At 39.1% G+C, this 24,772-nt stretch carries 23 protein-coding genes; 7 read left to right on the top strand and 16 right to left on the bottom strand.

The window, feature by feature from the left end; all coding sequences use genetic code 11:
- Positions 1–6: 6 nt before the first annotated feature.
- From K345_RS0117180 to K345_RS0117170, 3 genes are read left to right on the top strand one after another with little or no spacing between them, the layout of a single operon-like run.
- Positions 7–999 (top strand): ABC transporter ATP-binding protein, encoded by a 993-nt coding sequence (locus tag K345_RS0117180; protein ID WP_028975212.1) that lies wholly within the window; start codon positions 7–9, stop codon positions 997–999.
- Positions 1,000–2,115 (top strand): ABC transporter ATP-binding protein, encoded by a 1,116-nt coding sequence (locus K345_RS21665; protein ID WP_037573041.1) that lies wholly within the window; start codon positions 1,000–1,002, stop codon positions 2,113–2,115. It begins immediately after the preceding gene.
- A complete protein-coding gene (locus tag K345_RS0117170) occupies positions 2,115–2,627 on the top strand; it encodes a hypothetical protein (protein ID WP_028975211.1) in 513 nt (170 codons plus the stop codon). Before K345_RS21665 ends, K345_RS0117170 begins: the two co-directional genes overlap by 1 nt.
- 3 nt (positions 2,628–2,630) lie before the next feature.
- Here the strand turns inward: K345_RS0117170 and K345_RS0117165 are convergent, their stop codons facing one another.
- Genes K345_RS0117165 through rph form a run of 5 tightly spaced genes read right to left on the bottom strand, consistent with a single transcriptional unit; the run spans position 2,631 to position 8,272 of the window.
- The gene (locus K345_RS0117165; RefSeq protein ID WP_037573038.1) at positions 2,631–3,155 is read right to left on the bottom strand and encodes a hypothetical protein; all 525 of its coding nucleotides are present in this window, start codon (positions 3,153–3,155) and stop codon (positions 2,631–2,633) included.
- Positions 3,156–3,177: 22 nt separating this feature from the next.
- Positions 3,178–6,405, bottom strand: coding sequence for a DEAD/DEAH box helicase (locus K345_RS22625; RefSeq protein WP_053228433.1), 3,228 nt, complete (start codon positions 6,403–6,405; stop codon positions 3,178–3,180).
- A 7-nt stretch (positions 6,406–6,412) separates the two neighbouring features.
- Positions 6,413–7,192 carry a methyltransferase domain-containing protein gene (locus K345_RS0117155; RefSeq protein WP_028975209.1) on the bottom strand — a complete coding sequence of 260 codons (780 nt, stop codon included), beginning with the start codon at positions 7,190–7,192 and terminating at the stop codon, positions 6,413–6,415.
- Complete coding sequence (gene hisI, locus K345_RS0117150; protein ID WP_028975208.1) at positions 7,193–7,582, bottom strand: phosphoribosyl-AMP cyclohydrolase; 390 nt, start codon at positions 7,580–7,582, stop codon at positions 7,193–7,195.
- Positions 7,583–8,272, bottom strand: a complete 690-nt coding sequence (gene rph / locus K345_RS0117145) for a ribonuclease PH (RefSeq protein WP_028975207.1) — start codon at positions 8,270–8,272, stop codon at positions 7,583–7,585.
- A gap of 83 nt (positions 8,273–8,355) precedes the next feature.
- Here rph and K345_RS0117140 point away from each other — a divergent pair, with 83 nt between their 5' ends.
- Entirely contained in the window at positions 8,356–10,701 is a 2,346-nt protein-coding gene (locus tag K345_RS0117140; RefSeq protein ID WP_028975206.1) for a DNA polymerase II, read from the top strand.
- Here K345_RS0117140 and K345_RS0117135 read toward each other — a convergent pair.
- On the bottom strand, positions 10,693–11,571 hold the full coding sequence (locus K345_RS0117135; protein ID WP_028975205.1) for an ArgP/LysG family DNA-binding transcriptional regulator: 879 nt from the start codon (positions 11,569–11,571) through the stop codon (positions 10,693–10,695). The two genes, K345_RS0117140 and K345_RS0117135, sit on opposite strands and share 9 nt — an antisense overlap.
- Before the next feature lie 78 nt (positions 11,572–11,649).
- On the opposite strand from K345_RS0117135, the gene K345_RS0117130 reads away from it, so the two are divergent.
- Entirely contained in the window at positions 11,650–12,267 is a 618-nt protein-coding gene (locus tag K345_RS0117130) for a LysE/ArgO family amino acid transporter (protein ID WP_037573036.1), read from the top strand.
- 6 nt (positions 12,268–12,273) lie between these two features.
- Here K345_RS0117130 and K345_RS21655 read toward each other — a convergent pair whose 3' ends face one another.
- The 5 genes from K345_RS21655 to K345_RS21650 form a co-directional block, all read right to left on the bottom strand.
- Complete coding sequence (locus tag K345_RS21655) at positions 12,274–12,954, bottom strand: ATP-binding cassette domain-containing protein (protein ID WP_053228432.1); 681 nt, start codon at positions 12,952–12,954, stop codon at positions 12,274–12,276.
- On the bottom strand, positions 12,947–13,693 hold the full coding sequence (locus tag K345_RS0117120; protein WP_028975203.1) for an ABC transporter permease: 747 nt from the start codon (positions 13,691–13,693) through the stop codon (positions 12,947–12,949). The genes K345_RS21655 and K345_RS0117120 overlap by 8 nt, the downstream gene beginning before the upstream one ends.
- The gene (locus K345_RS0117115) at positions 13,665–14,636 is read right to left on the bottom strand and encodes an ABC transporter substrate-binding protein (protein ID WP_028975202.1); all 972 of its coding nucleotides are present in this window, start codon (positions 14,634–14,636) and stop codon (positions 13,665–13,667) included. The genes K345_RS0117120 and K345_RS0117115 overlap by 29 nt, the downstream gene beginning before the upstream one ends.
- A 9-nt stretch (positions 14,637–14,645) precedes the next feature.
- Positions 14,646–14,846: a hypothetical protein gene (locus K345_RS0117110; protein WP_028975201.1), complete on the bottom strand. Its 201-nt coding sequence runs from the start codon at positions 14,844–14,846 to the stop codon at positions 14,646–14,648.
- Positions 14,847–14,936: 90 nt separating this feature from the next.
- Entirely contained in the window at positions 14,937–16,436 is a 1,500-nt protein-coding gene (locus K345_RS21650; protein ID WP_169714835.1) for a beta-N-acetylhexosaminidase, read from the bottom strand.
- Positions 16,437–16,618: 182 nt separating this feature from the next.
- Between K345_RS21650 and K345_RS0117100 the strand changes: the two genes are divergently transcribed.
- Positions 16,619–17,122 carry a M23 family metallopeptidase gene (locus K345_RS0117100; protein ID WP_028975200.1) on the top strand — a complete coding sequence of 168 codons (504 nt, stop codon included), beginning with the start codon at positions 16,619–16,621 and terminating at the stop codon, positions 17,120–17,122.
- On the opposite strand, the gene K345_RS0117095 is transcribed toward K345_RS0117100, so the two are convergent.
- Genes K345_RS0117095 through K345_RS0117085 form a run of 3 tightly spaced genes read right to left on the bottom strand, consistent with a single transcriptional unit; the run spans position 17,087 to position 20,152 of the window.
- Positions 17,087–18,094: an ABC transporter permease gene (locus tag K345_RS0117095; RefSeq protein WP_028975199.1), complete on the bottom strand. Its 1,008-nt coding sequence runs from the start codon at positions 18,092–18,094 to the stop codon at positions 17,087–17,089. The two genes, K345_RS0117100 and K345_RS0117095, sit on opposite strands and share 36 nt — an antisense overlap.
- Before the next feature lie 11 nt (positions 18,095–18,105).
- Positions 18,106–18,978 carry an ABC transporter ATP-binding protein gene (locus K345_RS0117090; protein WP_028975198.1) on the bottom strand — a complete coding sequence of 291 codons (873 nt, stop codon included), beginning with the start codon at positions 18,976–18,978 and terminating at the stop codon, positions 18,106–18,108.
- Positions 18,979–19,021: 43 nt separating this feature from the next.
- Positions 19,022–20,152 carry a GNAT family N-acetyltransferase gene (locus tag K345_RS0117085; protein ID WP_028975197.1) on the bottom strand — a complete coding sequence of 377 codons (1,131 nt, stop codon included), beginning with the start codon at positions 20,150–20,152 and terminating at the stop codon, positions 19,022–19,024.
- Positions 20,153–20,250: 98 nt separating this feature from the next.
- On the opposite strand from K345_RS0117085, the gene K345_RS0117080 reads away from it, so the two are divergent.
- Positions 20,251–22,083: a methyl-accepting chemotaxis protein gene (locus tag K345_RS0117080; RefSeq protein ID WP_028975196.1), complete on the top strand. Its 1,833-nt coding sequence runs from the start codon at positions 20,251–20,253 to the stop codon at positions 22,081–22,083.
- 61 nt (positions 22,084–22,144) lie between these two features.
- On the opposite strand, the gene tyrS is transcribed toward K345_RS0117080, so the two are convergent.
- Both tyrS and K345_RS0117070 read right to left on the bottom strand, forming a co-directional pair.
- Positions 22,145–23,419 (bottom strand): tyrosine--tRNA ligase, encoded by a 1,275-nt coding sequence (tyrS, locus tag K345_RS0117075; protein WP_053228430.1) that lies wholly within the window; start codon positions 23,417–23,419, stop codon positions 22,145–22,147.
- On the bottom strand, positions 23,419–24,771 hold the full coding sequence (locus K345_RS0117070) for a glycine--tRNA ligase (RefSeq protein ID WP_028975194.1): 1,353 nt from the start codon (positions 24,769–24,771) through the stop codon (positions 23,419–23,421). Before K345_RS0117070 ends, tyrS begins: the two co-directional genes overlap by 1 nt.
- Position 24,772: the final 1 nt, after the last annotated feature.

Below are 24,772 nucleotides of genomic sequence, written 5' to 3'. Positions count from 1 at the left end.
GGATATATGTCTACAAATACAAAAAACGTTATTGTTGAAGTCAAAGATCTAGTAACCTCCTTCAATACAGAAGAAGGTAAAGTACATGCAGTCAATGGAGTCTCATTTGATATTCGAGAAGATGAGATCCTGGGACTTGTAGGAGAATCTGGTTGTGGAAAATCCGTAACGAGTCTATCTATAATGGGGTTACTCCCCTGCCCTCCCGGACAGATCGAGTCAGGTCAGATCCTGTATAAAGGAAAAGACCTCCTTCAACTGCCTGAAAAGTCTATGCAAAAAATGCGTGGAAAAGACTTTTCCATGATTTTTCAGGAACCTATGACAGCTCTTAATCCAGTAGCTAAAATAGGAACACAAATATCAGAAGTTCTTGAAGTTCATACAAATCTAAACAAAAAAGAGCGATGGGCTAAAGCTGTCGAAATGATGAAGCTTGTAGGAATTCCTGAAGCAGAAAAAAGGGCTGACTCCTTTCCCCATGAAATGTCCGGGGGAATGCGTCAACGTATCATCATTGCTATGGCTCTCATTAATGATCCCTCCTTGCTGATTGCAGATGAACCAACAACAGCTCTGGATGTAACTATTCAGGCTCAGATTATGGACTTGATACAAAAACTAGGCAGAGAGTTTCATTCAGCAGTTCTCTTGATTACCCATGACTTGGCTGTGATTGCAGAAAACGCAGACAGGGTTATTGTCATGTATGCAGGGCGTGTTGTTGAACAGGCTCAAGTAAATGAACTATTCAAGAATGCCAAACACCCTTATACACAAGGTTTGCTCAAATCGATACCTGTATTGGGTGATCCCGATAAAAAATTGGAATCCATTAAAGGTAGCGTTCCAAGCTTAATCAATCTACCTAAAGGTTGCCCTTTCCTTAATCGCTGTCCTCATGCTTTTGAGCTTTGTGATCAAAGCATGCCTGATAAAACACAGATTACAGAGGATCACTATGTGCGCTGCCATCTCTACACAAGGGAGGAACAATAATTGGATAATTTAGTAGAGGTTCATGACCTCAAAAAATACTTCCCCATCAAAGCAGGTGTGTTCAAACGTACTATTGGACATGTTAAAGCTGTTGATGGTATCAGTCTTAATATTCCAAAGGGAAAGACTCTAGGATTGGTGGGAGAATCTGGTTGCGGTAAAACCACGGCTGGTCGGACCCTTACAGCCCTCTATCAACCTACAGAGGGAGAGTTATTCTTTGACACCCCCCATGATATAGTGGAGAAGGTACTCAGCCTCAAACAGGAAGTACAAGAAGCATTAGCCAAGGGACAAAAGAAAGATCCCCAAATTCTTGCGAAAGTGGCAGAACTAAAAGCTTTAAGAAAGCAATATGATTTGTTTTCTTTTTCCAAGGCTAAGTTGAATCAAAAGCGAAGAGAATTTCAAATGGTATTCCAGGATCCTTATGGTTCCTTGAATCCTCGTATACCTGTAGGTGACATCATTGGAGAAGGTCTGGACATTCACAAACTGTATTCAACTAAAGCAGAAAGAAAAGAACGTATCCAGGACCTGATGGCAAAATCAGGTATTGATCCTTCTTATATTAATAGATATCCCCATGAATTTTCCGGTGGTCAACGACAACGGATTGGTATAGCAAGAGCCTTATCACTCAATCCCAAACTCATCGTTCTGGATGAACCTGTCTCAGCCCTGGATGTATCCATTCAGGTACAAATATTGGAACTATTAGAAAAACTACAATCGGATTTTGACCTAACCTATTTGTTTATAGCCCATGACCTATCGGTGGTTGAATATTTTTGTGATGAAGTAGCGGTCATGTATTTAGGAAAGATTGTTGAAAAAGCTCCTCGTAATGAGCTTTATAACAACAAGCTACACCCTTATACTCAGGCGTTAATATCCGCGGTTCCCGTTCCTGATCCAGAACGTAAAAGTCAACGTATTATTCTGGAAGGGGATGTACCCTCTCCTGTAGCCCCTCCCTCAGGTTGCCACTTTCATCCCCGTTGTTCCCAGTGTATGGAAATCTGTAAGAAGAAAGCTCCGCCTACTATCCAAGTGACTCCCGGACATACGGTGAACTGCTGGTTGTATGCTGAAGACAAGGGAAGTAAAGAGTAGTGTTTTATTCTGCTGCATTAAGCAAAGATGAAAAACAATTGATATTCAAGATGAAGCACTCCATTAGGAGTGCTCTTATCTTTATTTTATTTAGCCTATCAGGAATGTTGGTCTTTACCTTTTCCTGGGAGCAATTCCTTAATTTGACTTGGGCAGGGAAGATAAGCTTACTTCTATGGATTGGATTAAGTGTCATAGGAAGCCTGTACCAGGATCGTTATGTATTTAACAAAGACAAGGAAACCATCTCCATAGAAAGGGGGATATGGCCCCGTCCGATTATAAAAACTCACTCTTTTGATGATCTAGAAGCGGTCATCTTTAAAAAAGTCTTCTCAGATGAATTGTCTAATCAACGAAGTCTTTTTCCCAGGAAGAGACAGTCCTTTGGTTTTAAAATTAAAGGAAAATATTACCTACTTGAAAAATCTGCCTCACATAATGTAGCAAAGGCTTATTATCAAGCCTTTATAGCTTTTTATCCCCGGGAAGTACGAAGGGATGTACTATAAATTCTATCCCTTCTTTTGAATGAGGCCCTGACTACCGGCAGTAAGGATGCCTTCACAGTCCAGTGAGATGAGGCCTTTTTCCTCTTCAACCCAGCCAAGAACATGGGCTTGTTGTTCCATGTCGATTCCTGTACAAGTCCACTGGCTTCCCCATACCATGAATGCTTCACTACCATAGTCCTGTTCAACGACAGGACTATCAAGATCTATAGTAAAGTTCATCATCGCTTTTTTTACAGGACCTTTGTCGCTTATTAGTTTACCCCATAGGTATTTGCCTTCAGAAGAAGTCATGATAACAAGATCCTCAGGCTTTACCAGAACACAGTCACTTTCAGGAAAGCGATCCCTCATAAAAGACTGGCCTTTCAAATCATTAACATAGACCGTCACAGGTTGATCTGTCGTAGTATGAATGTAGATAAAAGTGTCAAAGCTTCCATGACTGGGACTATGAATGCGGCACCATTCGTATCGACCTGGAATATGGGCGAAGGGAGAATAAAACTCTACTTGTTTTGTGTTCATAAGGTATTCCTCTCTATATATTTTAATCAAACAATCCTAATATATCGTCCCGGTTAAGTTGTTTAAAGAGGCTCTCCTCTTCTGATATAATTTCTTCAACAAGGGCATTTTTCTTTTCTTGAAGATGAAGTATCTTTTCTTCTATTGTGTTTTTGACAATCATCTTATAAGACAGAACTTTTTTTGTCTGTCCCATTCTATGGGCCCTGTCAATGGCCTGTCGTTCCGCAGCAGGATTCCACCAGGGATCAAGAATGACAACATAATCTGCAGCAGTTAAGTTTATTCCTACACCACCAGCCTTTAGACTCAATAGAAAGATTTTAACATTGTCATTTTCCTGAAAGTTTTTGATTTCCTTGGTTCGATCATGTGTTTTTCCAGTCAAATAACTATAATCCCACCCCTGTTGCTTACAGTAATCCTTAATAATATCAAGAGCCGTTATGAACTGGCTGAATATAAGAATCTTGTGGTTTTCTTCCTGAACTTCATCCAGAATGGTATGCAAGGATTCCATCTTAGCCGAAGGCAAATGAGACCAATTAGGATCGACCAAAGCAGGATCAATGGCAATCTGACGTAGTCTTAAAAGGGATTTAAAGATTTCCATTTGGGATTTTTGAACCCCCTGTTCTTCAATTAATCCCAGTAGTCGTTGTTTATAATATTCCTTGTATTGATTATACAATTCCTCTTGGCGTTCTGACATTTGTGAGTAATGAACCATCACTTCTTTGGGAGGAAGATCATCTAATACATCCTCTTTTTTTCGTCTTAGGATAAAAGGAAAGACTGTTTTACGTAACGCTTCTGCAGCTTCCTCATCCTGATATCGTTCTATAGGGTTAGAATAGGTAGTGGTAAAATCACTACGGGATCCTAATAAACCAGGATTCAAGAAGCTCATTTGCGACCATAACTCTAATGTATTATTTTCAATGGGAGTTCCTGTAATACTTAAACGATAGCGACTTTTCAAGGAGCGGATGGCCTTAAAGATCTGGCTGGAAGCATTTTTAATGTAATGGGCCTCATCGAGCATTATATAATAAAACTCATGAGTCAAAAACAAGTCCAGGTCATTACGTACAGTATGGTAACTTACAATAACAAGATCATAAGCTTCCCAAGCTAAGTCCTCTTTAACCCGATTTTGTCCTGCATGAACATAGATGCGAAGATCAGGAGTAAACTTAGCAGCTTCTGATTCCCAGTTAGCCATGGTAACAACAGGAGCGATAAGCAAACTTGTTTTTAATTGTCCACGTTCTCGCAATCCTTGAAGAAGACTTAAGGACTGTATAGTTTTTCCCAGACCCATATCATCAGCTAAACATCCCCCAAGTTCATAATCATGAAGGAATAAAAGCCAATTATATCCGTATTGTTGGTAGCTTCTTAAGCTGGCTTTTAAACCTTTTGGAGGTTCTTGCTGGGGGATAGATTCAAAGGTTTGTATTTTGTGATAGATCTCTCTACGTTCTTGAAGAAGCTGTTCTTCTTTATTAGAAATGTCATCATATATGGTATCAATCAAGTTAAAATTAACAGAAGGCACATCCATCAATCCCTGATCATTCAGACCTTGTTTTCTTAGAAACTCTAATCGTCGTAAATCAGTATTGCTTAATACCACATATTCATTCCGAGCCCTTACTAATTGATAAGCCTCATACTGTTCATCCAGCTCAATGGGAATAAAGTCCTCTTCTTCAATACCGGCTTTGACTTCAAACCAGTCTACTTCACTTTTAACAGAGAATTTTAAGGAGGCTTCCAGCTTGACCGGTAGTTCATTGACTCTAACTTGAATGGAGTTCTCCAAAAGTGATTTCCCATAGCTCAACAAAAAATCACCAATGTCCATATCCAAACGGATATCACCACCTTCGTGAGATCCGACTACTGTTGAGTAGTATCCCCTTTCATATCGCAATTTGTCCATGGCGATTCTGGCTAAATCACCCATAGACTTGTTTTCTTCCTGATCATTTCTGGGAATAACAATTTTATAATCTCCAGCACTTTGTTTGACCCATCTTTCTCTATCAGATCTATAGGCGACCAATTCCTCCCCATATTGAAACTGATAATAGATTTCCATTCCCTGTGCTAACGCTTTCAAGGCGAGGATGAGCTTGGGTTTAATCTCTTGAACAACAAGCTTTTCTCCTTGAAATACCAAGTCAATACGTTTGTCATTATTGATGGGATAATGATTGGCCAAGGCATTTATCTCCAGAGCATCCATTCCTTTTCGATGATCATTCAATTCATGCATTAGCTGAATGATCCATTGAGGCCAATCAGCCTGATATAGGGTTAATTCTGTCAGGATAAAAGAGAGCAGTCCTTTCTTATGAAATAATATTCGTTTCCATTCCCATAGGAACTCTTTATCTTCTTCTTTTATGATGAAGTAAGGCTCATATTCGATGGCTCCCTGGAGATTTCTACCTGTTTCTCTAAATCTTATTGATAGACAATCTAAGCTTTTGATTTTAACAATGTCTTGATTATGCCCCCAATAGAGAGGAACAGGCCATTTAAAATTTTTATCTAGTAAAGCTTCTACAGGAACTTGATGATCTGGATAGGAAAGAAAAGTATCCAGACAGCCACCAAGAAACTCTTTATCTTTTTTACCTGCATAAGAAACATCAAAGGGAACAAGATGATCAAACTCTTTGTTCAACATAAGCGGTTCAATTCTCAACAGAGGAGATCCAGGTATTTCTATTTTCAAAAAGTAATAAATATCACGGGTTTCTCTATGGTCTAAAGTTTGAGGGGCATTAACTTCCTGCGGATCATCTTTAGAGAGAGTATTCTTCTGGAATTGGGAATTATCCTTTGGAGAAGGATTAAGTAAATTACCAAAAAGATCTAATTGTTCAGGTAAATCCTTTTCAGACGGTAATTCTCTGTCTTTGCGATACCAGATGTTGAGAGTCTCTATCAGATCGACAATAGGCAAATGTCCCTCTTCCATCTGATGAACCAAGAGAGCAGTGGCATGCCCACAGAGACTTTTTTTTCCACATTCACAGTCTATATTTAACTGGTGCTCATCCCATCTTATATGAACCCACTGGGGAACCTTATCTGTCAAGACTAGTCCTTTCCAGAAATAGGCTTCATGGAATGTATTAAATACACGCTTATCTTTGATAAGATTACGAATACGTAAGGAATTAATTTTATCTAACTGTTGCCTTAGCTGATCAATACTTAAAGAGTGAGCCATTTATTATTTAAGATTGTCCTTTACACACGAAATGGATATGTTGGGCTATAGAAGCATAAGGTTCTATACGACAGTAAGTCCATTCAACAATTTTGAGTTGATCGATGCGATCTTCAAATTCATCACCATTGCTGAATAGGCCGTAAAATATCCTTATACCACCCTTGCTTAATATATCAAATTTCAACTCACTTAGCCATAGTTTTACTTCCGACTCTCTCAAAGGATGAGTTGGGGTTAGGACATTACCAGTCCTTTTCCCAATATAATCTCCTGTATGAATCCTTTTAAAATGAGCATTTACACCGTTTTTTAGAATAAGACGATCACGATTATAGAAGAGAAGGCTCAAATGGCCATCATCCTTTAGAACTTTCTTTAGATTTTCTAAACTTTGCTCTTGTTCTTCCATCCACTCGATAACACCATGAAACAAAATAAGATCAAAAGATTCTTCCACAATAGAGGGCAATTCCTGAATACTGATCTTCTTAAAAGTTATAAGATCCTTTAAACCCTGGACATCAGCTTCCTGTTCAGCTTTTTTAAGCATTTCTGAAGAAATATCAATATGTAATATATGATGTCCCCCCTCTTTTGCTAATAGACGGCTAAACTGACCTAAACCTCCACCAGCATCAAGGACTCGTAAAGGTTTATCATGCAAATGGGGCAAAGTAGACAATAGATCTTTATACAGCACTTCTAATCGCACAGCCCCTTTGGGAGTGGAATAGATGTTATGATCAAGTTTATGAGCTAGATCATCAAAATTTTTGTCACCCAACTATTCCCTTCCTGAAAGGAATTCCAACAATCCTGTTTTGTCATTGTATTTACGATAGAAACAGGACTTACGAGGTTGTCCCAGGGAGTTTTGGGTATGACAGGCACCGGAGCCCATTAATTCCACTTGGTAGATCAGAGCATCTTGATCACAGTCGGTTAAGATAGTATGGACTTTGAGATATTCTCCGGAGGTTTCCCCTTTAGTCCACAACTTTTGCCTTGAAGTAGAGTAAAAGGTTGCCATACCAGAACTTAAGGTTTTCTTAAGAGCTTCTTCATTGACAGAGCCTACCATTAGAATTTCTCCTGTACTAACCTCCTGGGCGACACAGGGTATCAAACCTCCCCTCTTTTCAAACTGGGGAGTGAATTTTAGAGTCTCTTCCATCTAGTCTAGTCCTAATACATTACGTTGTTCTTTCTGAATGATCTTCAAACCTTCTTCTGCCGAATCGAGTAGGGAATTAAGCTCTTTTCTATCAAAGACTCCTTCTTCTCCTGTGCCCTGTATTTCTACAAAGCTACCATCACGCATTACTACGTTCATATCGACTTCTGCAATGGAGTCGTGGGCATAGTCTAAGTCACAGATGATCTGACCATCCACCTTGCCAACACTAACTGCGGCGACCTGACCTAACAGATAATGCTCAGGACCAGAGGCTCCCTGCTTTTTAGCTAACACTCTTAAGGCATCATAGAGAGCGACCCACCCACCGGTAATAGAAGCGGTTCTCGTTCCTCCATCAGCTTGAATAACATCACAATCGATGGTGATACTAACCTCTCCAAGCTTTTCCAGATCAACAGCGGCTCTTAAGCTTCGTCCGATGAGTCTTTGAATCTCCGTACTTCGCCCGTCTTTTTTAATGCCGTCTCTTCGTTTACGCCCTCCCCCTGTAGAACCAGGAAGCATAGAATATTCTGCTGTCAGCCAACCTTTACCACTATTTCTTAAAAAGGGAGGAACCGACTCCTCAATAGTCGCCGTACAAATCACTTTGGTATCTCCAAAGCTTACCAAGCAGGATCCGGCAGGATGTAAAATATAGTTTGTCTCAAATGAGATTGCTCGCATAATAACTCCTCGTAAACAATGCCCCTATTAAACCTTTTATCAAGGGAAATGTCAAAGTCACACAAATATGCTATTCTTTCTGCATGGCTGACACAGGATTTATTGTTCACCGAACTTATTTATACCAGGACAACAAGCCTCAATTGGTTTTTTTGGGGCGTTTGAATCAAGGACAAACTTTTGCCATCATCATAAACACAGAACAACCTTGCTTTTATATTCGTCAATCACAGAGTGTTTTAATTGATATCCCCACACAAGATACGGAGTATAAAACAATAGATGGAGAGCCTGTAAAAAAGTGTTCTTTTCCTAATACTCAAGAATATGACAAACAAGTCAATCATTTGAAAGCTATGGGCATCCGTTTATATGAATCAGACATAGCCTTTCATGACTCCTTTCTTATGGATAAAGGAATTAAAGGACAAATATCTATAGAAGGAACCTGGATCAAAGGGGATCGGGTAGATAGAATATACAGAAATCCTGAGATAAAGAGACAGGAGGAATGGCCTCAATTATCTTATCTTGTCTTCGATATAGAAACAAATCCTTATGAAGATGAAATATGGGCTTTTTCAGCAGTACTACAAGGGCCAAGTGAATCCAAAGAAGGGGTATGGGATTCACGTGATCTGGGAGGGGAAAAGGAGTTACTCACACATTTTCGATCCTTGGTCCAAGAGTGGGATCCTGATATTATAACGGGCTGGAACATCATTGATTTTGATCTGCCTTATGTATTTAAGAGAATGAAAAAACTCGGTGTGACTTCTGATTGGGGACGTTCTAAGGAACCAGCCAGGTATTTTCCATCAGAAGGCAAACAAGGTCCCAGCTATCAAATCCCCGGTCGACAAGTTCTGGATGGTTTAAGAGCAGTTCGTTCCGGACCGGATCAATTCGATGATTACAAATTAGAAACAGTAGCTCAAGCCGTCTTGGGGAGAGGGAAAGAAATTGAAGAAGCAGGGACTGATAAGCTCAAAAAACTAATCGATTTAAGAACTAATAGAAAAGAAGACTTCCTATCCTATTGTCTTGAAGATTCTCGTTTAGTCCGGGATATCTTAGAGAAAACAGGCTTAATGGCATTGACCATACGTAGAGCCGCTTTGACAGGAATCTCGATAACAAAAGCATGGACCAGTATTCAAGCTTTTGAGTTTCTCTATGGAGTAGAACTTCATAAGAGAGCTTATGTACTACCCGATTATGGAGTCGATACCCTTCCAACAGGAGATGCTTTAGGGGGGGCCATCATTACCCCAAAAGCAGGTTTATATAGAAACGTTTTGACCTTTGATTTCAAAAGTCTTTACCCGAGTATCATTAGAAGTTTTAATATTGACCCTCTGAGCTATCTGCCGCCGTATCGTTATCCTGAAACTTTTCCTGCACATAAACGGGAAGAGTTTATTGAAACACCAGGGGGGCAATTATTTAGTAGAGAACCGGCCATACTACCAGAAGTTCTGACAAAGTTTCATAATTACAGGGAAAAAGCCAAACAAAATGAAGACAATATTGCCAGCTTTGTATACAAGATTATTCAGAACTCCATATATGGATGTTTAGGAAGTCCTGGATGCCGTTTGGCAGGTAATGATTTAGCAGGAGCCATTACAGGATTCGGTCATTATTTGCTTAATTGGTGTAAGCAATGGTTCCTGGATCAGGGACATCCCGTCATCTATGGAGATACTGATTCAGTGTTTGTCCACATTCCAGAAGAATTATCTCCTCAAGAACTCTATTCCAAAGGACAATTATTAACCAGGCAGATTAATACAGATCTTAATATACATGTCAAAGAAAAGTTTAACGTCCAGAGTGTTTTGGATCTGGAATTTGAAACGATCTTTGCTCACTTTTTTCTTCCAACCTTAAGACATTCCCTGGACCTTACCCAAGGGCGAGCCAAAGGATATGCAGGATTACCTTGGAGAAAGAATAATGACCAATGGAACAAGGGTAAGTTGATCATAAAGGGAATGGAAGCTGTAAGAAGGGATTGGACCAGACTAGCGAAGGATATGCAGCTAGAATTATTAGACCTTTTATTCACCGAACAAAAGCAAGAAAGCTTTGCTTCCTACTTAAAGGCTCTTGTCAAAGATCTAAAAGAAGGTTTGAAGGATGAACAATGTCAGTATACAAAGATGCTAAGAAAACCAGTAGCGGCCTATACAAAGTCGAGACCACCCCATGTTCAGGCCGCAGCCCTTCTACCTCCCCAAAAGCAACAAGGTCTAATACGTTATTGCATCACAACAGAAGGTCCTCAGCCGGTAGGGATGGGACAGATTGACTACAATCATTATATTGAAAAACAACTTATTCCTATAGCTGAAAGTATCGAAGGAGTACTCTCTTTTAAGATCACTCCCTTCCTGGACAGTACGGGACAGTTGGATTTATTTTAACCCTTCACTATACTTCAATATCAACTCTGTTAACAAATTAAGCTCTATCGATTCCACAGACCATCTATGCCAATATAAAGGAATGGCTATAGGCTTATCTTCTGACAGATCAACAAGATCATACTGATTTTTGTACTCTTGAAATTGACTTTCCGTTAGCATTCCACTAACAGAACCTGCCCCAATGACATGAGGAAAGCCATCTGAAGAAGGTAAATAGTGACTTAACACAGGAGGCTCCGCTTTAGGATTAGTTTGACGTAACCATTGCAAAATCAAAGTATCTTCAGGTGAGAAGTTAAGCACAGGAATAGAGGAAACAACATCCGATATATTAGAGCCTTTTATGTAGCTGTCAACATAAGACCTGGTGGCACAGAAACGATACACCATTTCCCCTAATGACCAGGAACGACATCCCCGGATCTTACCACTGTAGGAACTGATAGCGCCCATAACCTCCCCTTTCATAAGGAGATCCTGTGTCATATCCTGATCTTCTCTCCTTATTTCTAAATAGGCATTTCCTCTTTTGTAGTATTCAGTAATCACAGGGGCAAACCAAGTGGCTATACTATCAGAGTTGACCGCCAAAGGGATTTTAGAAAGGGAATGATTCCTCGATAAGGGATTATTTAGTTCTTTCTCTAATAAATTAACCTTACGACAATGTTCTACCAACACTTGACCAGACTCGGTAGGAGTGGGAGGCTGAGTTCTGGATAGAAGGATTTGGCCAGAAAGCTCTTCCAATAGTTTAATCCTTTGCGTTACAGCAGATTGAGTAATATAAAGTCTGTTCCCTGCTTCTTCAAAGCTACCCTCTTCCACAACTGCTAGGAGAGTTTCCAATAATTTGTAGTCATACATATGTAAATATTAGCATTTCTTATTGTTTATTAAAATTATTAATTATACTTATATCTTTCTTTATTCTATAGTAGGACCATGATTAATGAATACCTAACAGGAGCCCTTACAGGAGCTGGGCTTATTATAGCCATTGGGCCACAGAATGCATTTGTCATTACCCAGGGTCTAAAAAAACAACACAGTTTAATGGTGGCCTTCCTTTGCAGTTTGAGTGATGTTGTGTTAATTGGCTTGGGAGTTCTCGGAATGGGACGAATGATACAAAGTATTCCCTGGTTATTGACCGTTGCGACAATATTAGGATCCCTACTCTTATATTGTTATGGGATTAGAAATTTTATCTCAGCATGGAAAAACAACAATGCCTTTCATGAAGTAGAATATGCCCAACAATCTATCTACAAAACGATCCTTTTTACCTTGGGAATTACCTTTCTCAATCCCTCGGTGTATTTAGACACAATGATATTTTTAGGAAGCATGAGTGCAACCTATGAACATCCTGGAAATTATTACTTTGGATTAGGTGCTATGACCATGTCCTTTGTATGGTTTTTTGGAATATCTATTGGGGCCGTATTACTAGCTCCCTTATTTAAAAAGAAACGAACATGGCAGATACTCGATATTATTCTTGGAATTTTAATGTGGGTCATTGCCACAAAACTTATCTTTTCCCTAGACTATTTTTAGAGTGTGTCAATTCCAGAGACCTAACAGTTCTCTACGACTTTTCTGATATGAATTAGAGGAGATATCTTCAATGGAATAAGGTTTATCAGACTTTATACATTGAATATCTCTTTCTTTATTTATGTAATAAATATCGTGCCCCAGTAGTAGCGCCAGATCTATATCATGAGTTACCAGTAAAGTGGTTATCCTGTGTTGATCCCAAAAAGATCTGAAGTATTGTATTAATTCCTTTTTCAGAAACCAATCTAGTCCCTGGAAGGGTTCATCCATTAGAAGTAAAGAAGAAGAGTAAGCAAAAGCCCTTGCCATAGCGACTCTTTGTTTTTGCCCACCAGAGAGGGTTTCTGCTTTCTGATCACGTACAGGACTCAGTTCAAATCTGGTAAGTAAATCCTCTATGGAAGTTTTATGAGGTAGCACATAGTTTATATTCTCACTAACAGAAAGCCAGGGAATTAATCTTGGTTCTTGAAACAGATAACTGATTTTGTCCCTTTGTACTCCGGTAATAAGTCCTTTTTCTGGTTTTAACAAGCCACCTATTAGATTCAATAATGTTGTTTTTCCTATTCCTGAAGAACCGATGATTACTGAAATTTTTTCCTTTCCAAATTGTACATTTAAGTTTTCAAAGAGGGAGTTTATTCCATCATAGGAAAAGGAAAGACCATTAATCTTAATCATGTTTATGGCTCCCGGTTTTAAAACAATAATCTATAATCAAACTGATAAACACAGCCCAAATAGTCCAGGCCATAACATGATCAGTTTCAAGATATAACTTATGCTGCCATAATCCAGTACCAATACCATGTACAGGACTAGCTAGGACCTCAGCGGCTATAATAGCTTTGAAACCAATACCTATAGCCATAAGGCTTCCTGTTTTAAGATAATTGCTTAAGAAGGGAAGATAGAGACACTGGAATTGTTTGAATCGGGAGACACCATAGATATGGGACATCTCTAATAATTTACCATCCATATCCTTTACCCCCTGTCGTACGGCCCCTTCAATGAGAGGTATCATTACTAAAAGAGATACAAAAATAGGGACTCCATAAGAGGGAAGCCAGATAATAGCCAGAACAACAATGGCTAAAACAGGAGTTGTCTTGACAAAACCTATAAAGAGAGCAAAAAAGCTTTGTACAGGTTCGTGCTTTCCTGAAAAAAAACCCATTGGGAGAGCTATCAATAAAGACAAACCATAAGCAATAAACAATCTCACAAGAGAATGAAAAATATGAACATAAGTGTCAAATTGGGAAGCCTGTTGAAACCAGGCCTTTGCTACAGCCAGGGGAGAAGGTAAAATAAGGGAGGTATGTACTTGAAAGGACAAGACATACCAACCCATTATCAGAACAATCCAGGATAGAAAAGTTATTCTTCTATTGTTCAAAATAGAAGAACTCTTCATCAGGAATCTGTCCTCCTACACTAGCAGGATTTTGATCATAGAGAACTTTTAAATAATCAAGAACTGCTCTTTTTGATTCAAAGGCTGGTACCAGACTGATATTTAGCCGGGGAATAGCCTTTGCTGCTATAGCAGCAGGAACTCCCACTTTCCATTTCTCTACAAGTTTACCAGCTTCTACCGGATGGCTGACAACATAATCAACTGATTGGCTATACGAGAGAAGAAAGGAAGAAACAACTTCCGGATGTTCAAGCAAGGAGGTCTTCATAACTAACCCAGTCATAGGATAGGTATTACCTTCTTCACTTACCTCTTTCCAAGATTTCTGTAAATCCAAGCTTACTTTTAGTTCTGAATTCTTTGTTGTAACCATAGTCACAAAAGGTTCAGGAATTAAAGCTGTGTCTACTACACCGCCGATTAAGGCTGCAGCTAAGTCTGTTTGGCTATAACTAAAGTCTAGTTCAACATCTTTTTTAGGTTCCAGATTATGCTTGGTTAATAAATAATTGAAAACAAGCTCAGGAGTAGCCCCTTTGCCGAGACTATAGACGGTTTTACCTTTTAAGTCTGTCCAATCTTTAATATCAGTTCGAGAGGTAACCAAGTACAAAACCCCCGAACCTGTTGTCGCTACCATTTTATAAGGAAGCCCTTTATTGTAAAGTACAGCCGCAAGATTAAGAGGTAAAACAGCCACATCCAACTCACCTTTTGCCAATTTGGCAACAGCGACATCAGGGCTGGGTAATAACTCAAAGTTTGCCGTACCGGGGGATTCGAACATTTGAATCATACTAAAAGCTGTGGGCCCTTTTAAGGCAGCAGCGTTTATTGATACAACTTCTTCTACAGGCAGGGATTTCTCTTCCTTAGCCCCACCTGCCCATAAGCAAAGGCTACTTAATAAAAGGATAGTAATAGATAAATATTTCTTCATAGAAGAAGATTACACTAAGCCTTCTTCTGTGGCAACTGCCATTTCCTCTGGATAATCATCAATATCATCAACTTCAATAGAATACAGTGAGAAGTGTCGTTCTTCTTCACTCACTAGATTTTCTAATTCATGTTCTGCTTCATGTTTGGTCATAAAGGCTCTTAAAGGTTCATCATTATCGTTCTGGATAAACCATATTTCACTAGACATACCTGCACCTCCCTATAGGACTCATCTATCTTATATTTTAAATAAATCCTAAGGGAAATGCTCATTAATTCGTAATTATTTCACATTCACTTACTCTAGCGAACCATGATAGTAGTTGACACCAATCCTATCTAAAACAAAAAAGTGATTTTTTAACAGGACTTTAAAATCATCCCATGTTAATGGAGCTTTACCATGCCAGGCTTTTTCCGCAAAGGCAATAACTCGTGGAAAGGCCATTCGTTCAACAGTCTGTTCATTTCGCATATATTCTGTCCAAATCTGACCTTGAATACCCAAAATCTTGTCTTGTTTATCTCCTAAAGGAAGAAAGGGATCATGATTATATAAAGCTTGACAGGACGTAAAACCGCCAAAAGCCAGAGGATCATTATCAGGGGAACCTTGATAATGATCAAAATAAAAGAATCTTTGATCATTAATAATAGTAGGTAGCTCTAGAGATAAGGCCTTGGCGGCTCCTTTATCACTTTGCCAGGACATGATCAAACAATCATCAGGGGCTTTACCATCAAGGATTTCATCCCAGGCTACCAATTTACGACCTTTACCATTAAGATGTTTACTTACTTCCGTCATAAACCAACCTTGGAGCTCTTCCACATCTTCAATGCCTAATTCAGCCATTTGCCTCTGAATCCCCTCATGCTTCTCCCATTGGGTCTTAAGAGCTTCATCGCCACCTAAGTGAATATACTCAAAAGGAAAGAGTTCCATAACTTCATCAAGGATAATCTTCATCGCTGCGATAACTTCTGGACAAGGATTAAGAATAATCTCACTAATCCCCCAATCCTCTTTAACAATAGCTGGTTCTACTTGACATCCCCATTCGGGATAAGCAGTAATAGCAGCCTGCATATGTCCAGGCATATCAACTTCTGGAACAACTTCAATGCCTCTCTTTTTAGCATGAGCCACTACTGATCGAATCTCCTCCTTAGCATAGTAACCACCATATGATTGAGTATCATAAGTCACATGATCGTTAAGCTGATGGCTAATTCGTGTTTTATGACGATTAGCGGCTATCGTATTAAGTTTGGGAAAGGAATCAATCTCAATGCGCCAACCCTGATCATCAGTAAGATGCCAATGAAAACGGTTAAAACGATGAAGGGCCAGTATGTCAATAAACTTCTTAATCCAGGCAATACTCTGCATATGTCTTGAAGAGTCTAGATGCATGCCTCGCCACTCGAGTTTTGGCTGATCCGTTATATTAACACAAGGAATATTAGCTATGCCATTTTGGTAGTTATAATGGGATAGTAGGATTTGAAAAAAGGACTGATAGCCATGTAGAAGAGATAAATCCTTATCTCCTTTGATAATCACTTGAGAGTCGGACATACTTATCTGATATTCATTAATTCCTAATTCGGAATCGATTCTGAACTCAATATCAGCCTTTTCTGATACAATAATGGGCTGAAATAAAAGATATTTGGGATAATCTTCATTTAATAGAGTAGTAATAATCTCTGGCCCTTTAAATCTTGTTTGGGCGGAAAGGATAAATTCTCCATTCAATTCTTGCCACTTTTGTGGTGTTGGTATTAATTTCATGAGCCTATTATATATCAGCATTTACGTCATTAACAGGAACAATTTAGTAGGATTGCATGATTTATGACTAGCTTTTTTCCTGCAACTTTATTAAATTAGTCCAGCTCAGGTCTCACATCTTCTTGTCTTAATAATCTTTACAAACAAAGACCTCAAATTTTTATTCAACTCGAGGAGTCTTTATGCTGAAACGAATCAGCGTAACAGCAGTGCTGTTTACTATTTTCACAATTTTGAGCGTTCAAGCTCAGGAAGCATCCTTTCCATTAGACAAATTTGTCATTTCCAGTAATTTTGGCTACAGAGAACCCGTTATGGGAGGAAGAGGAGAAGGATTAAAACTACATAGAGGGATAGATATAGTTGGTCCACCTAATGCCCCTATAAAGGCAGTATTACCAGGAGTTGTAGTGGAACACTGGCCTGCTCCCAATGGGTATTTCAAAGGTCATCCTACTTATGGAGGCATGGTTGTTATTGATCACGGGAATGGACATCTTAGCCTCTATGCCCATATGAAAAAGACCTTCGTTAAAGAAGGTCAAAAAGTTGATGCCGGTGAAGTCATAGGAATACAGGGAGCCACCGGTATGGCTACCGGTGATCACCTGCATTTTGAGTATTTAACAGATCCACTTCAGTTTCTAAGTTCACTCCCAACGAAAGAAAAGGGAGGAAATTCCTAAGAAAACCAAGGTCATAATTGATAAGATAAGCAGTTGTGGCCAAATTTGATAGAAACCTGCGCCGTCAATCATGACGGCACGGGTGGCTGTCAGAAAATGTGTCAAAGGAAAAAATTGCGCCGCTTTCTGAATAAAGACAGGTGTTCCTTCCAGGGAGAAGAATACACCGGAAAATATCATCATTGGGAAGGTCACCAAATTAATTAGACCACCGGCCAATTCTTCATTCTTAATTCGGGCTGCAAAAATAAGTCCCATAGAAATCATACAGAGAATGCCAAGACTTAAAACAACAACTAGCCAGAGGTAAGATCCAACCACAGAAAAATGAAGGAATAAATTGGTACCAGCAAAGACAAACACCGATGTTAAAAAGACAATAATAAAACGGCTTGCCATCTGAGCTGACACAAAAGTGAAAGGATTAATAGGACTTGCCTTTAATCGTTTAAGAACACCATTCTTACGATAACGGACGATAACAAATCCAACACCATAGAGACAACTAAACAGCATACTCATGGCAATGATTCCCGGCACTAGCCAATCGACATAACGAACAGCCTTTCCCGCCACTTGCTCCCTATGAAATGAAGGATAAGCTTTCTCTAAAAGGGGTTCCAAAATAAAAGAGGAATTGGCTTCATTATTCAAGTAATACATTTGGTTATCAAAGTCTATAATTAAATCAATCTGATGTTGCTGTAATTTTCGTAAAACCACATCAACAGGTTCATGGTAGTCAATAACTTCCATGGCAGGGTTATCCAAAATAGTATCTAATTCATAGGAACTGGTGGAGTACACTCCATGCATAACACCCACTTTAAAAAGAGCATCATCACCTCGTCCAAAAGCTATAGCAAAACCAATTACCAATAAAAAAGGAAAGGCCAGATTCCACATAAGGGAGCCGCGATCTCTCACATATTCCATAGTTCGTGCCTTGAATATGGCATAAAATTTCTTCATATCGTTACCCTTTATGTTCTTAAAGAAGACCCTGTTAATTTAATAAAAAGATCTTCTAAATTCGGTTTGTGAATACTAAGGCCTTCCAAATTGACGTTGAGGCCCAGCAATTGTTTCATGGTTTCATCCAAATTATTAGAAATGATTTCCACATAATCTCCATTGATTTCGGCATTAGGAATATCAATGGTTATCCCTTGATGGGGAACCTTTACAAGAGCCCCTTTGAAATACTTATCCAATAGAGCCTCTGACGTATCAATTTCCAATATTGTTCCATGGTCCATAATGGCTATCTGGTCACACAGGACTTGAGCCTCATCCATATAATGAGTTGTCAAAAGAACTGAGGTTTTTTCCGCTTTTACCTTTTCGATTAGAGACCAGAAATTACGTCTGGCGGCAGGATCTAAACCTGTGGTGGGCTCATCTAAAAATATCATCTCAGGATGAGGGATAAGAGCTAAACCAAGAAGCATACGCTGACGCTGTCCTCCGGATAATTTTTGATTATCCCTATCCAAAATATCCTGCAATGAACAAATCTCTATGATTTCCTCAAGGGACCGAGGATGAGGATAGAAGGCTCTAAACATCTCAATGGTTTCTTTGACCGTAATAAACTCGGGCAGAGCAGTATTCTGGAATTGAATTCCCACATTTTCCTTAAATCTCTGACCAATAGGATTATCTCTAAAGAATACAGTCCCCTCTGTAGGACTAAGTATTCCTTCCATCATTTCAATCGTCGTTGTTTTGCCTGCTCCATTCGGACCTAATAAACCAAAACAAATACCCTCGGGAATCTCAAAACTAACTCCCTTAACGGCATCCACACCGGGATAACGCTTTACTAAATTTTCAACACGCATTATTGATTTCATAAGCATGAAGGTAAGAAATTATAAGACAGATAGCAAATAGAATTTACTTTTCTTTCCAGGGAATTCGATTATTCAAAATCTGGATCTCCTCATCAGTTTCTTCATTGATCTGAGGTATGTATTTAGCCATAATCTGCTGCATTAAAGGATTAGTAAAATAATGATAGCTTGATACATGATGACTGGAAAAACCTCTACGTGCTTTATGGGGAGATCCCATTCCCGGATCAAAAGAAGAAATGCCCTTCTGGATACAATACCTAATAGGTTCATAATAACAGAGAACGAAATGAAGACAATCATGATATTCCAAAGTCCCCCAATATCGACCATAAAGACAATTATTATCTTCAAAGAGCAGAGACATAGCAATATTACGACCATCCAATTGAGCTACGAAGACTCTTATCCCTTTGACTAAACCATCACCTAAGCTCATAAAAAACTCTTTACTTAAATAAAGGGCACCCCAGGGACCAAATTTTTCATTAGTTATATAATAACAGTCCCAGATGAACTCTAATATTTCAGGAGTAAGATCTTCTTCAGTGAGGATTTGAAATTGAATACCAGCCTCCTGAACAGTACGCAACTCTTTTTGAATATTACGCCTTTGATTCTTTTTAAACTTATATAGAAAATCTTCCATACTTCCATAGTTCTGGTTGGACCATAGAAAATACTGATGAGTCCATTCCACAAAGTCACCCTGAGGTGGTTCCTGATCAGCTTTCCACCATAATAAATGAAGAGAAGGGTATCCTCTCTCTGTAAGCAGAGACTTAGCCTTATCTATTAATAAATTCCTGACCTCAGAATATTCCTGTGACTTAATAAGAATGGCAGTTCCTGGTGAAGCTGTAAAAGCCTGGGTTCCCACCAGCTTGGGATAATAACTCACACCTATCTGCTGAGCCACATTTGCCCAGGCATAGTCCCAAACAAATTCTCCCTGGCTATGCTTTTTTTCATAAAGACAGAGGCAAGCGACAAGAACATCATCCTCCCATGCTGTTACAAATATAGGTTTCCATCCATTATGGAAATGAAGAAGTCCTACCTGCTCTAATTTGTGAAGCCAGTGATACTGAAAGAAGGGGGTCGCCTCTTTCTGGAGAAGAATCCAATCAGATTCATCAATGTCGTTAATTGAATGAAATAGTTTAATGTCCATACTATAGAAATTACCCTAAGTAAGACAAAAGAACAAATTGATTGTGATATTCCTATTTTCCCTCTATCATATTGTATACAGAAAAGTGAGGAGGCATCATGCGTATCAAATCAAAGCTCATCGGCTTTTCCAGCATATTTATATTTGGAATGTTAGTTATATCTTTGATACAGATAGTGGATCAAGTTTTGGTTGGGCAACTCAAAGACTTCCAATTAGAATTAAGTAAAAACATAGCTGATTGGCAAAATCTAAGAATGTCGACTAACGATTTGATCAACAGTAGAAGTGGTTATGTAAAAGTAAAAGAACGTGAAAAGGAAGCACGTCAGCGTTTGGAGAACAGTTTGTTGATTCTGGAAACTCATCCCGGGCGTAGACTGTTAAGAGAAGAAACACAAAAAAAACTAGAAGGGATTCCCCGGCTTTATGGCAACATTGAAAATAAACTAGATACAATCGAAACCAATTTTGCTGATTTGGAAACATCAGACGTGTTACTTAAAATGCAAACTACAGACCTAAAAACGGTCACCTTGCTAATGAATGAGGACATAGGAACTATGGCCGCTTTGTCTTTCAGTGTTCTTAATAATCAGATCCAATCTGTCCTGGTTTTCTTTGAAACAGGAATCGAGATTGTAACGGAGACAAGAAACTATGTAGACACTGAAATCAACAAGATACAACAGATATTCTTATATATTTCTGTTGGTTCTTTTATCTTTCTATCCTTTTTATCGATTCTGGCAGGAATAAGGTTTGCCTCTTCCTTAAGTCAAAGACTACGTTTAATGGAAGACGCTATGAAAGAAGTCTCATCGAAAAATCTGGCTCTTGATATAGAATTGAAAGGTAAGGATGAAGTTAGTAATACAGCCAAGGATTTAAACAGTCTCATTGGTTCCCTGAAAGATTTCTTTGGAGCCACCCAAATAGCCAGTACGGATATTAGATCTCACGGGGAAGATATATCTGGCGCCACAGAGGAGACATCCGTAGCCCTTAATCAAATAGGGAAGAATATTAGCTCTATCAAAACATTAATTGAACGGATTCATGTAAGTGTTAAATCCAACTTCACCTCTATCAAACAAATCTCCACTAACATTGACAGGCTTAGTGACAAAACCTATGAACAATCGAATCGAAATGATGATACATCCGCCTCAATAGAAGAGATGGATGCCTCTATCAAAAGCATAGCCCGTTTAGGTAGTGAAAGAAAAGAACAGGCTATGGAGTTAAAGAACGTAGTAAATCTGGGCGGTGAAAAAGTAGCCAATACAAATCAGATCATTACTGATGTTGCTAAAGAGATAGACAGTTTGCTCGAAATCACTAGCTTGATAAAAGCCGTAAGCCAGCAGACAGACCTCTTAAGCATGAATGCCGCAATAGAGAGCGCCCATGCAGGGGAAGCCGGAAGGGGATTTAGCGTAGTAGCTGAAGAAATCCGTAAATTAGCAGAAAACACATCGGAGAATGCTGTTCAAATAGATAATTCCCTATTAGGAATGATCGAACAAATCAAAATGGCCCAAGAAGCAGCACATACAAGCTTCGATGTGTTTGAACAAATCAAAGAGACTGCCGATCAGCTAACAGAAGCCTTAACAGAGATCATTGAAAACATGTCTGAACTATCCCAGGGAAGTCAAAGAATACTGAAATCTACCTCCGAAGGCACTGAGATGATAAAAGCCATTCGTAACGAATCCCAATCCATAGATGATCAAAGTAAGGATATTCAAGAAACCATGCGTATACTGGATCAAATATCTGATGAGGCAACACTGGGAATAAAAGAAATAGAATTAGGTGTTCAAGAAATAAACGATGCTATGAATAATATAAAGAAACTTAACATATCCAACCAGGAAAAGATCAATCATTTGGATACAGACGTTAGGGGATTTAAACTAAATTAGGACACAGCCTATACTAAAAAAAGCTGTTACAATCTAATACTTGTAACAGCTTTTCTCTTATTTATTTAACAATAATTCTAAAGAAACGTTTCTTACCAGCTTTAAGAATGATATCCCCTTCTTCATCTATATGAGAATCATTCACCACATAATCAATATTGTTATACTTCTCTCCATTGATAGCAGCGCCGTTCTGTTGTACTAAACGTCTAGCTTCACTCTTGGATTGGCATAAGCCCACTTCTGTGAATAGATCCATAATATTAATACCGGCTTGTATTTGAGCCTGGGAGTATTCACCAGAAGGCATACCTTCCTTGCTACCGGCGCCCCCTTGACTAAAGGCAGCACGTGCACCATCTAAGGCTTTTTGCGCTTCTTCCTCACCGTGGATCAATTTGGTATATTCAAAAGCCAGGATTTCCTTGGCTCTATTAATATCCTTTGCTTCTGTTCCAGCTGTGAGAGTTTCAATCTCTTCTAATGACAAGAAGGTGAATAATTTAAGGAACTTCTTAACATCTCTATCATCAACATTACGCCAGTATTGGAAGAAGTCAAAGATGGGACACATATCAGGATTAAGGAAGATAGCGCCCTTCTCTGATTTACCCATTTTCTTACCATCAGCTCGTGTGATCAAAGGAAAGGTAAGACCAAAGACTTCTTTACTTTCCATTCGTCTGATCAAATCAATACCAGCAACAATATTACCCCACTGATCATCACCACCAATCTGAAGATGACAATTTTCTTGTCGATTTAATTCCAGGAAGTCATAAGACTGGAGCAATTGGTAGTTGAATTCCACAAAGGACAAACCTGTTTCCATTCGTTGTTTATAAGCTTCAAAAGTCAACATACGGTTAACAGAGAACTGACTACCAATCTCACGTAAGAAATCAATATAATTAAGATTCGCCAACCAATCTGCATTATTCATCAACTTACCAGAACCATCATCAAAGCTAATGAAGTTCTTGAGTTGGGCAGCTTGGGCTTCCCCATTCTTAGCTATATCCTCATAGCTAAGCATCTTACGCATTTCTGTCTTACCAGAAGGATCACCTAAACGGGCCGTCCCTCCCCCTATAAGAAGGATAGGATTATGTCCCGCATTCTTAAGATGAGTCATGGCAAAAATAGGAACCATATGCCCCACATGAGCACTGGGACCCGTAGGATCAATGCCGGAATAGAAGGTCACAGGACCTTCTTTCATCTTCTTGTTCAATCCTTCAATATCTGTACATTGTTGGAGGAATCCCCTTTCCAGGAGACTCTTCAAACCTGGATCTAAATCCAATTGGGATGCTTTTTCTAATAATTCAGACATTAAAATTCTCTCTTGTAATTCTTGATTTCACTTCTGATACGATTAGATAATTCACTAATAGGAACACGAACCTGTTCCATAGAATCTCTGAATCGAAGAGTAACGGTCTGATCTTCCTTCGTATCATAGTCCACAGTAAGACAGAAAGGAGTACCAATCTCATCTTGACGTCGATATCTCTTACCAATGGCACCGCTTTGATCATAGAAAGTGGCAAAGTCTTCTCTTAGTTCCAATTCGATTTCCTTAGCCAGTTCAGCTAATCCATCTTTCTTCACAAGAGGAAGAACCGCTACGGTTAAAGGCGCGATAGCAGGATGGAAGTGAAGTACCGTTCTCACATCCCCTTCGGCGATTTCCTCTTCTTCATAAGCATCGGATAAACACATAAGAACAGTTCGAGTCAAACCAACAGAAGTCTCAATGACATAAGGAATAAAGACTTCATTAGTCTCAGGATCCCGATAAGTACAGTCTTTCTTCTTACCAGAGAACTCGGCATGACGACTAAGGTCAAAGTCTGTTCGGGAGTGAATCCCTTCTAATTCCTGCCATCCCATAGGGAACTCATATTCAATATCAAAAGCACCCTTAGCATAATGAGCTAATTCATCGGGACCATGTTCATGGAAACGAAGCTTTTTATTATTAATACCTAACTTATCATAGTAAGCCATTCTTTTTTCTTTCCAATAAGGGAACCACTCTTCATCCGTTCCTGGCTTAACAAAATATTGCATTTCCATCTGTTCGAACTCACAAGTTCGGAAGATAAAAGATTTGGTCGTTACTTCATTTCTAAAAGCCTTACCTACCTGGGCAATACCAAAGGGAAGTTTTAATCGGCTAGTGTTTTCCACATTCTTGAAGTTAACAAAGATCCCTTGGGCTGTTTCTGGCCTGAGATACACTTTAGAGTTTTCATTACGAACAGGACCTAAGTTGGTACTAAGCATGAGGTTAAAATCACGTGGTTCGGTGAAGCTATCCTTATTGCCACAATTAGGACAGGGAGCACTTAAATCTATATGGTCAGCTCGGAATCTCGCATTACATTCCTTACAGTCAACCATGGGATCATTAAATCCTTCCACGTGACCAGAAGCTTCCCAAGTTCGTGGGTGCATTAAGATGGCAGCATCTAATCCAACAATATTATCATGAAGCTGGGTCATTTCCTTCCACCAGAACTTCTGAATATTATTCTTAAGAGCTATACCTAAGGGACCGTAATCCCAGGCGCCATTAAGACCACCATAGATTTCACTCGATTGAAATACAAAACCGCGTCTCTTACTTAAAGAAGTTAATTTGGCTAGTGTTACTTCTTTATTGTTTTTACCATCTGCCATA

It is taken from the genome of Spirochaeta cellobiosiphila DSM 17781 (assembly GCF_000426705.1).
Classification (GTDB): Bacteria; Spirochaetota; Spirochaetia; order DSM-17781; family DSM-17781; genus Spirochaeta_E; species Spirochaeta_E cellobiosiphila.
This window is presented reverse-complemented; position numbering and strand designations above follow the sequence as displayed.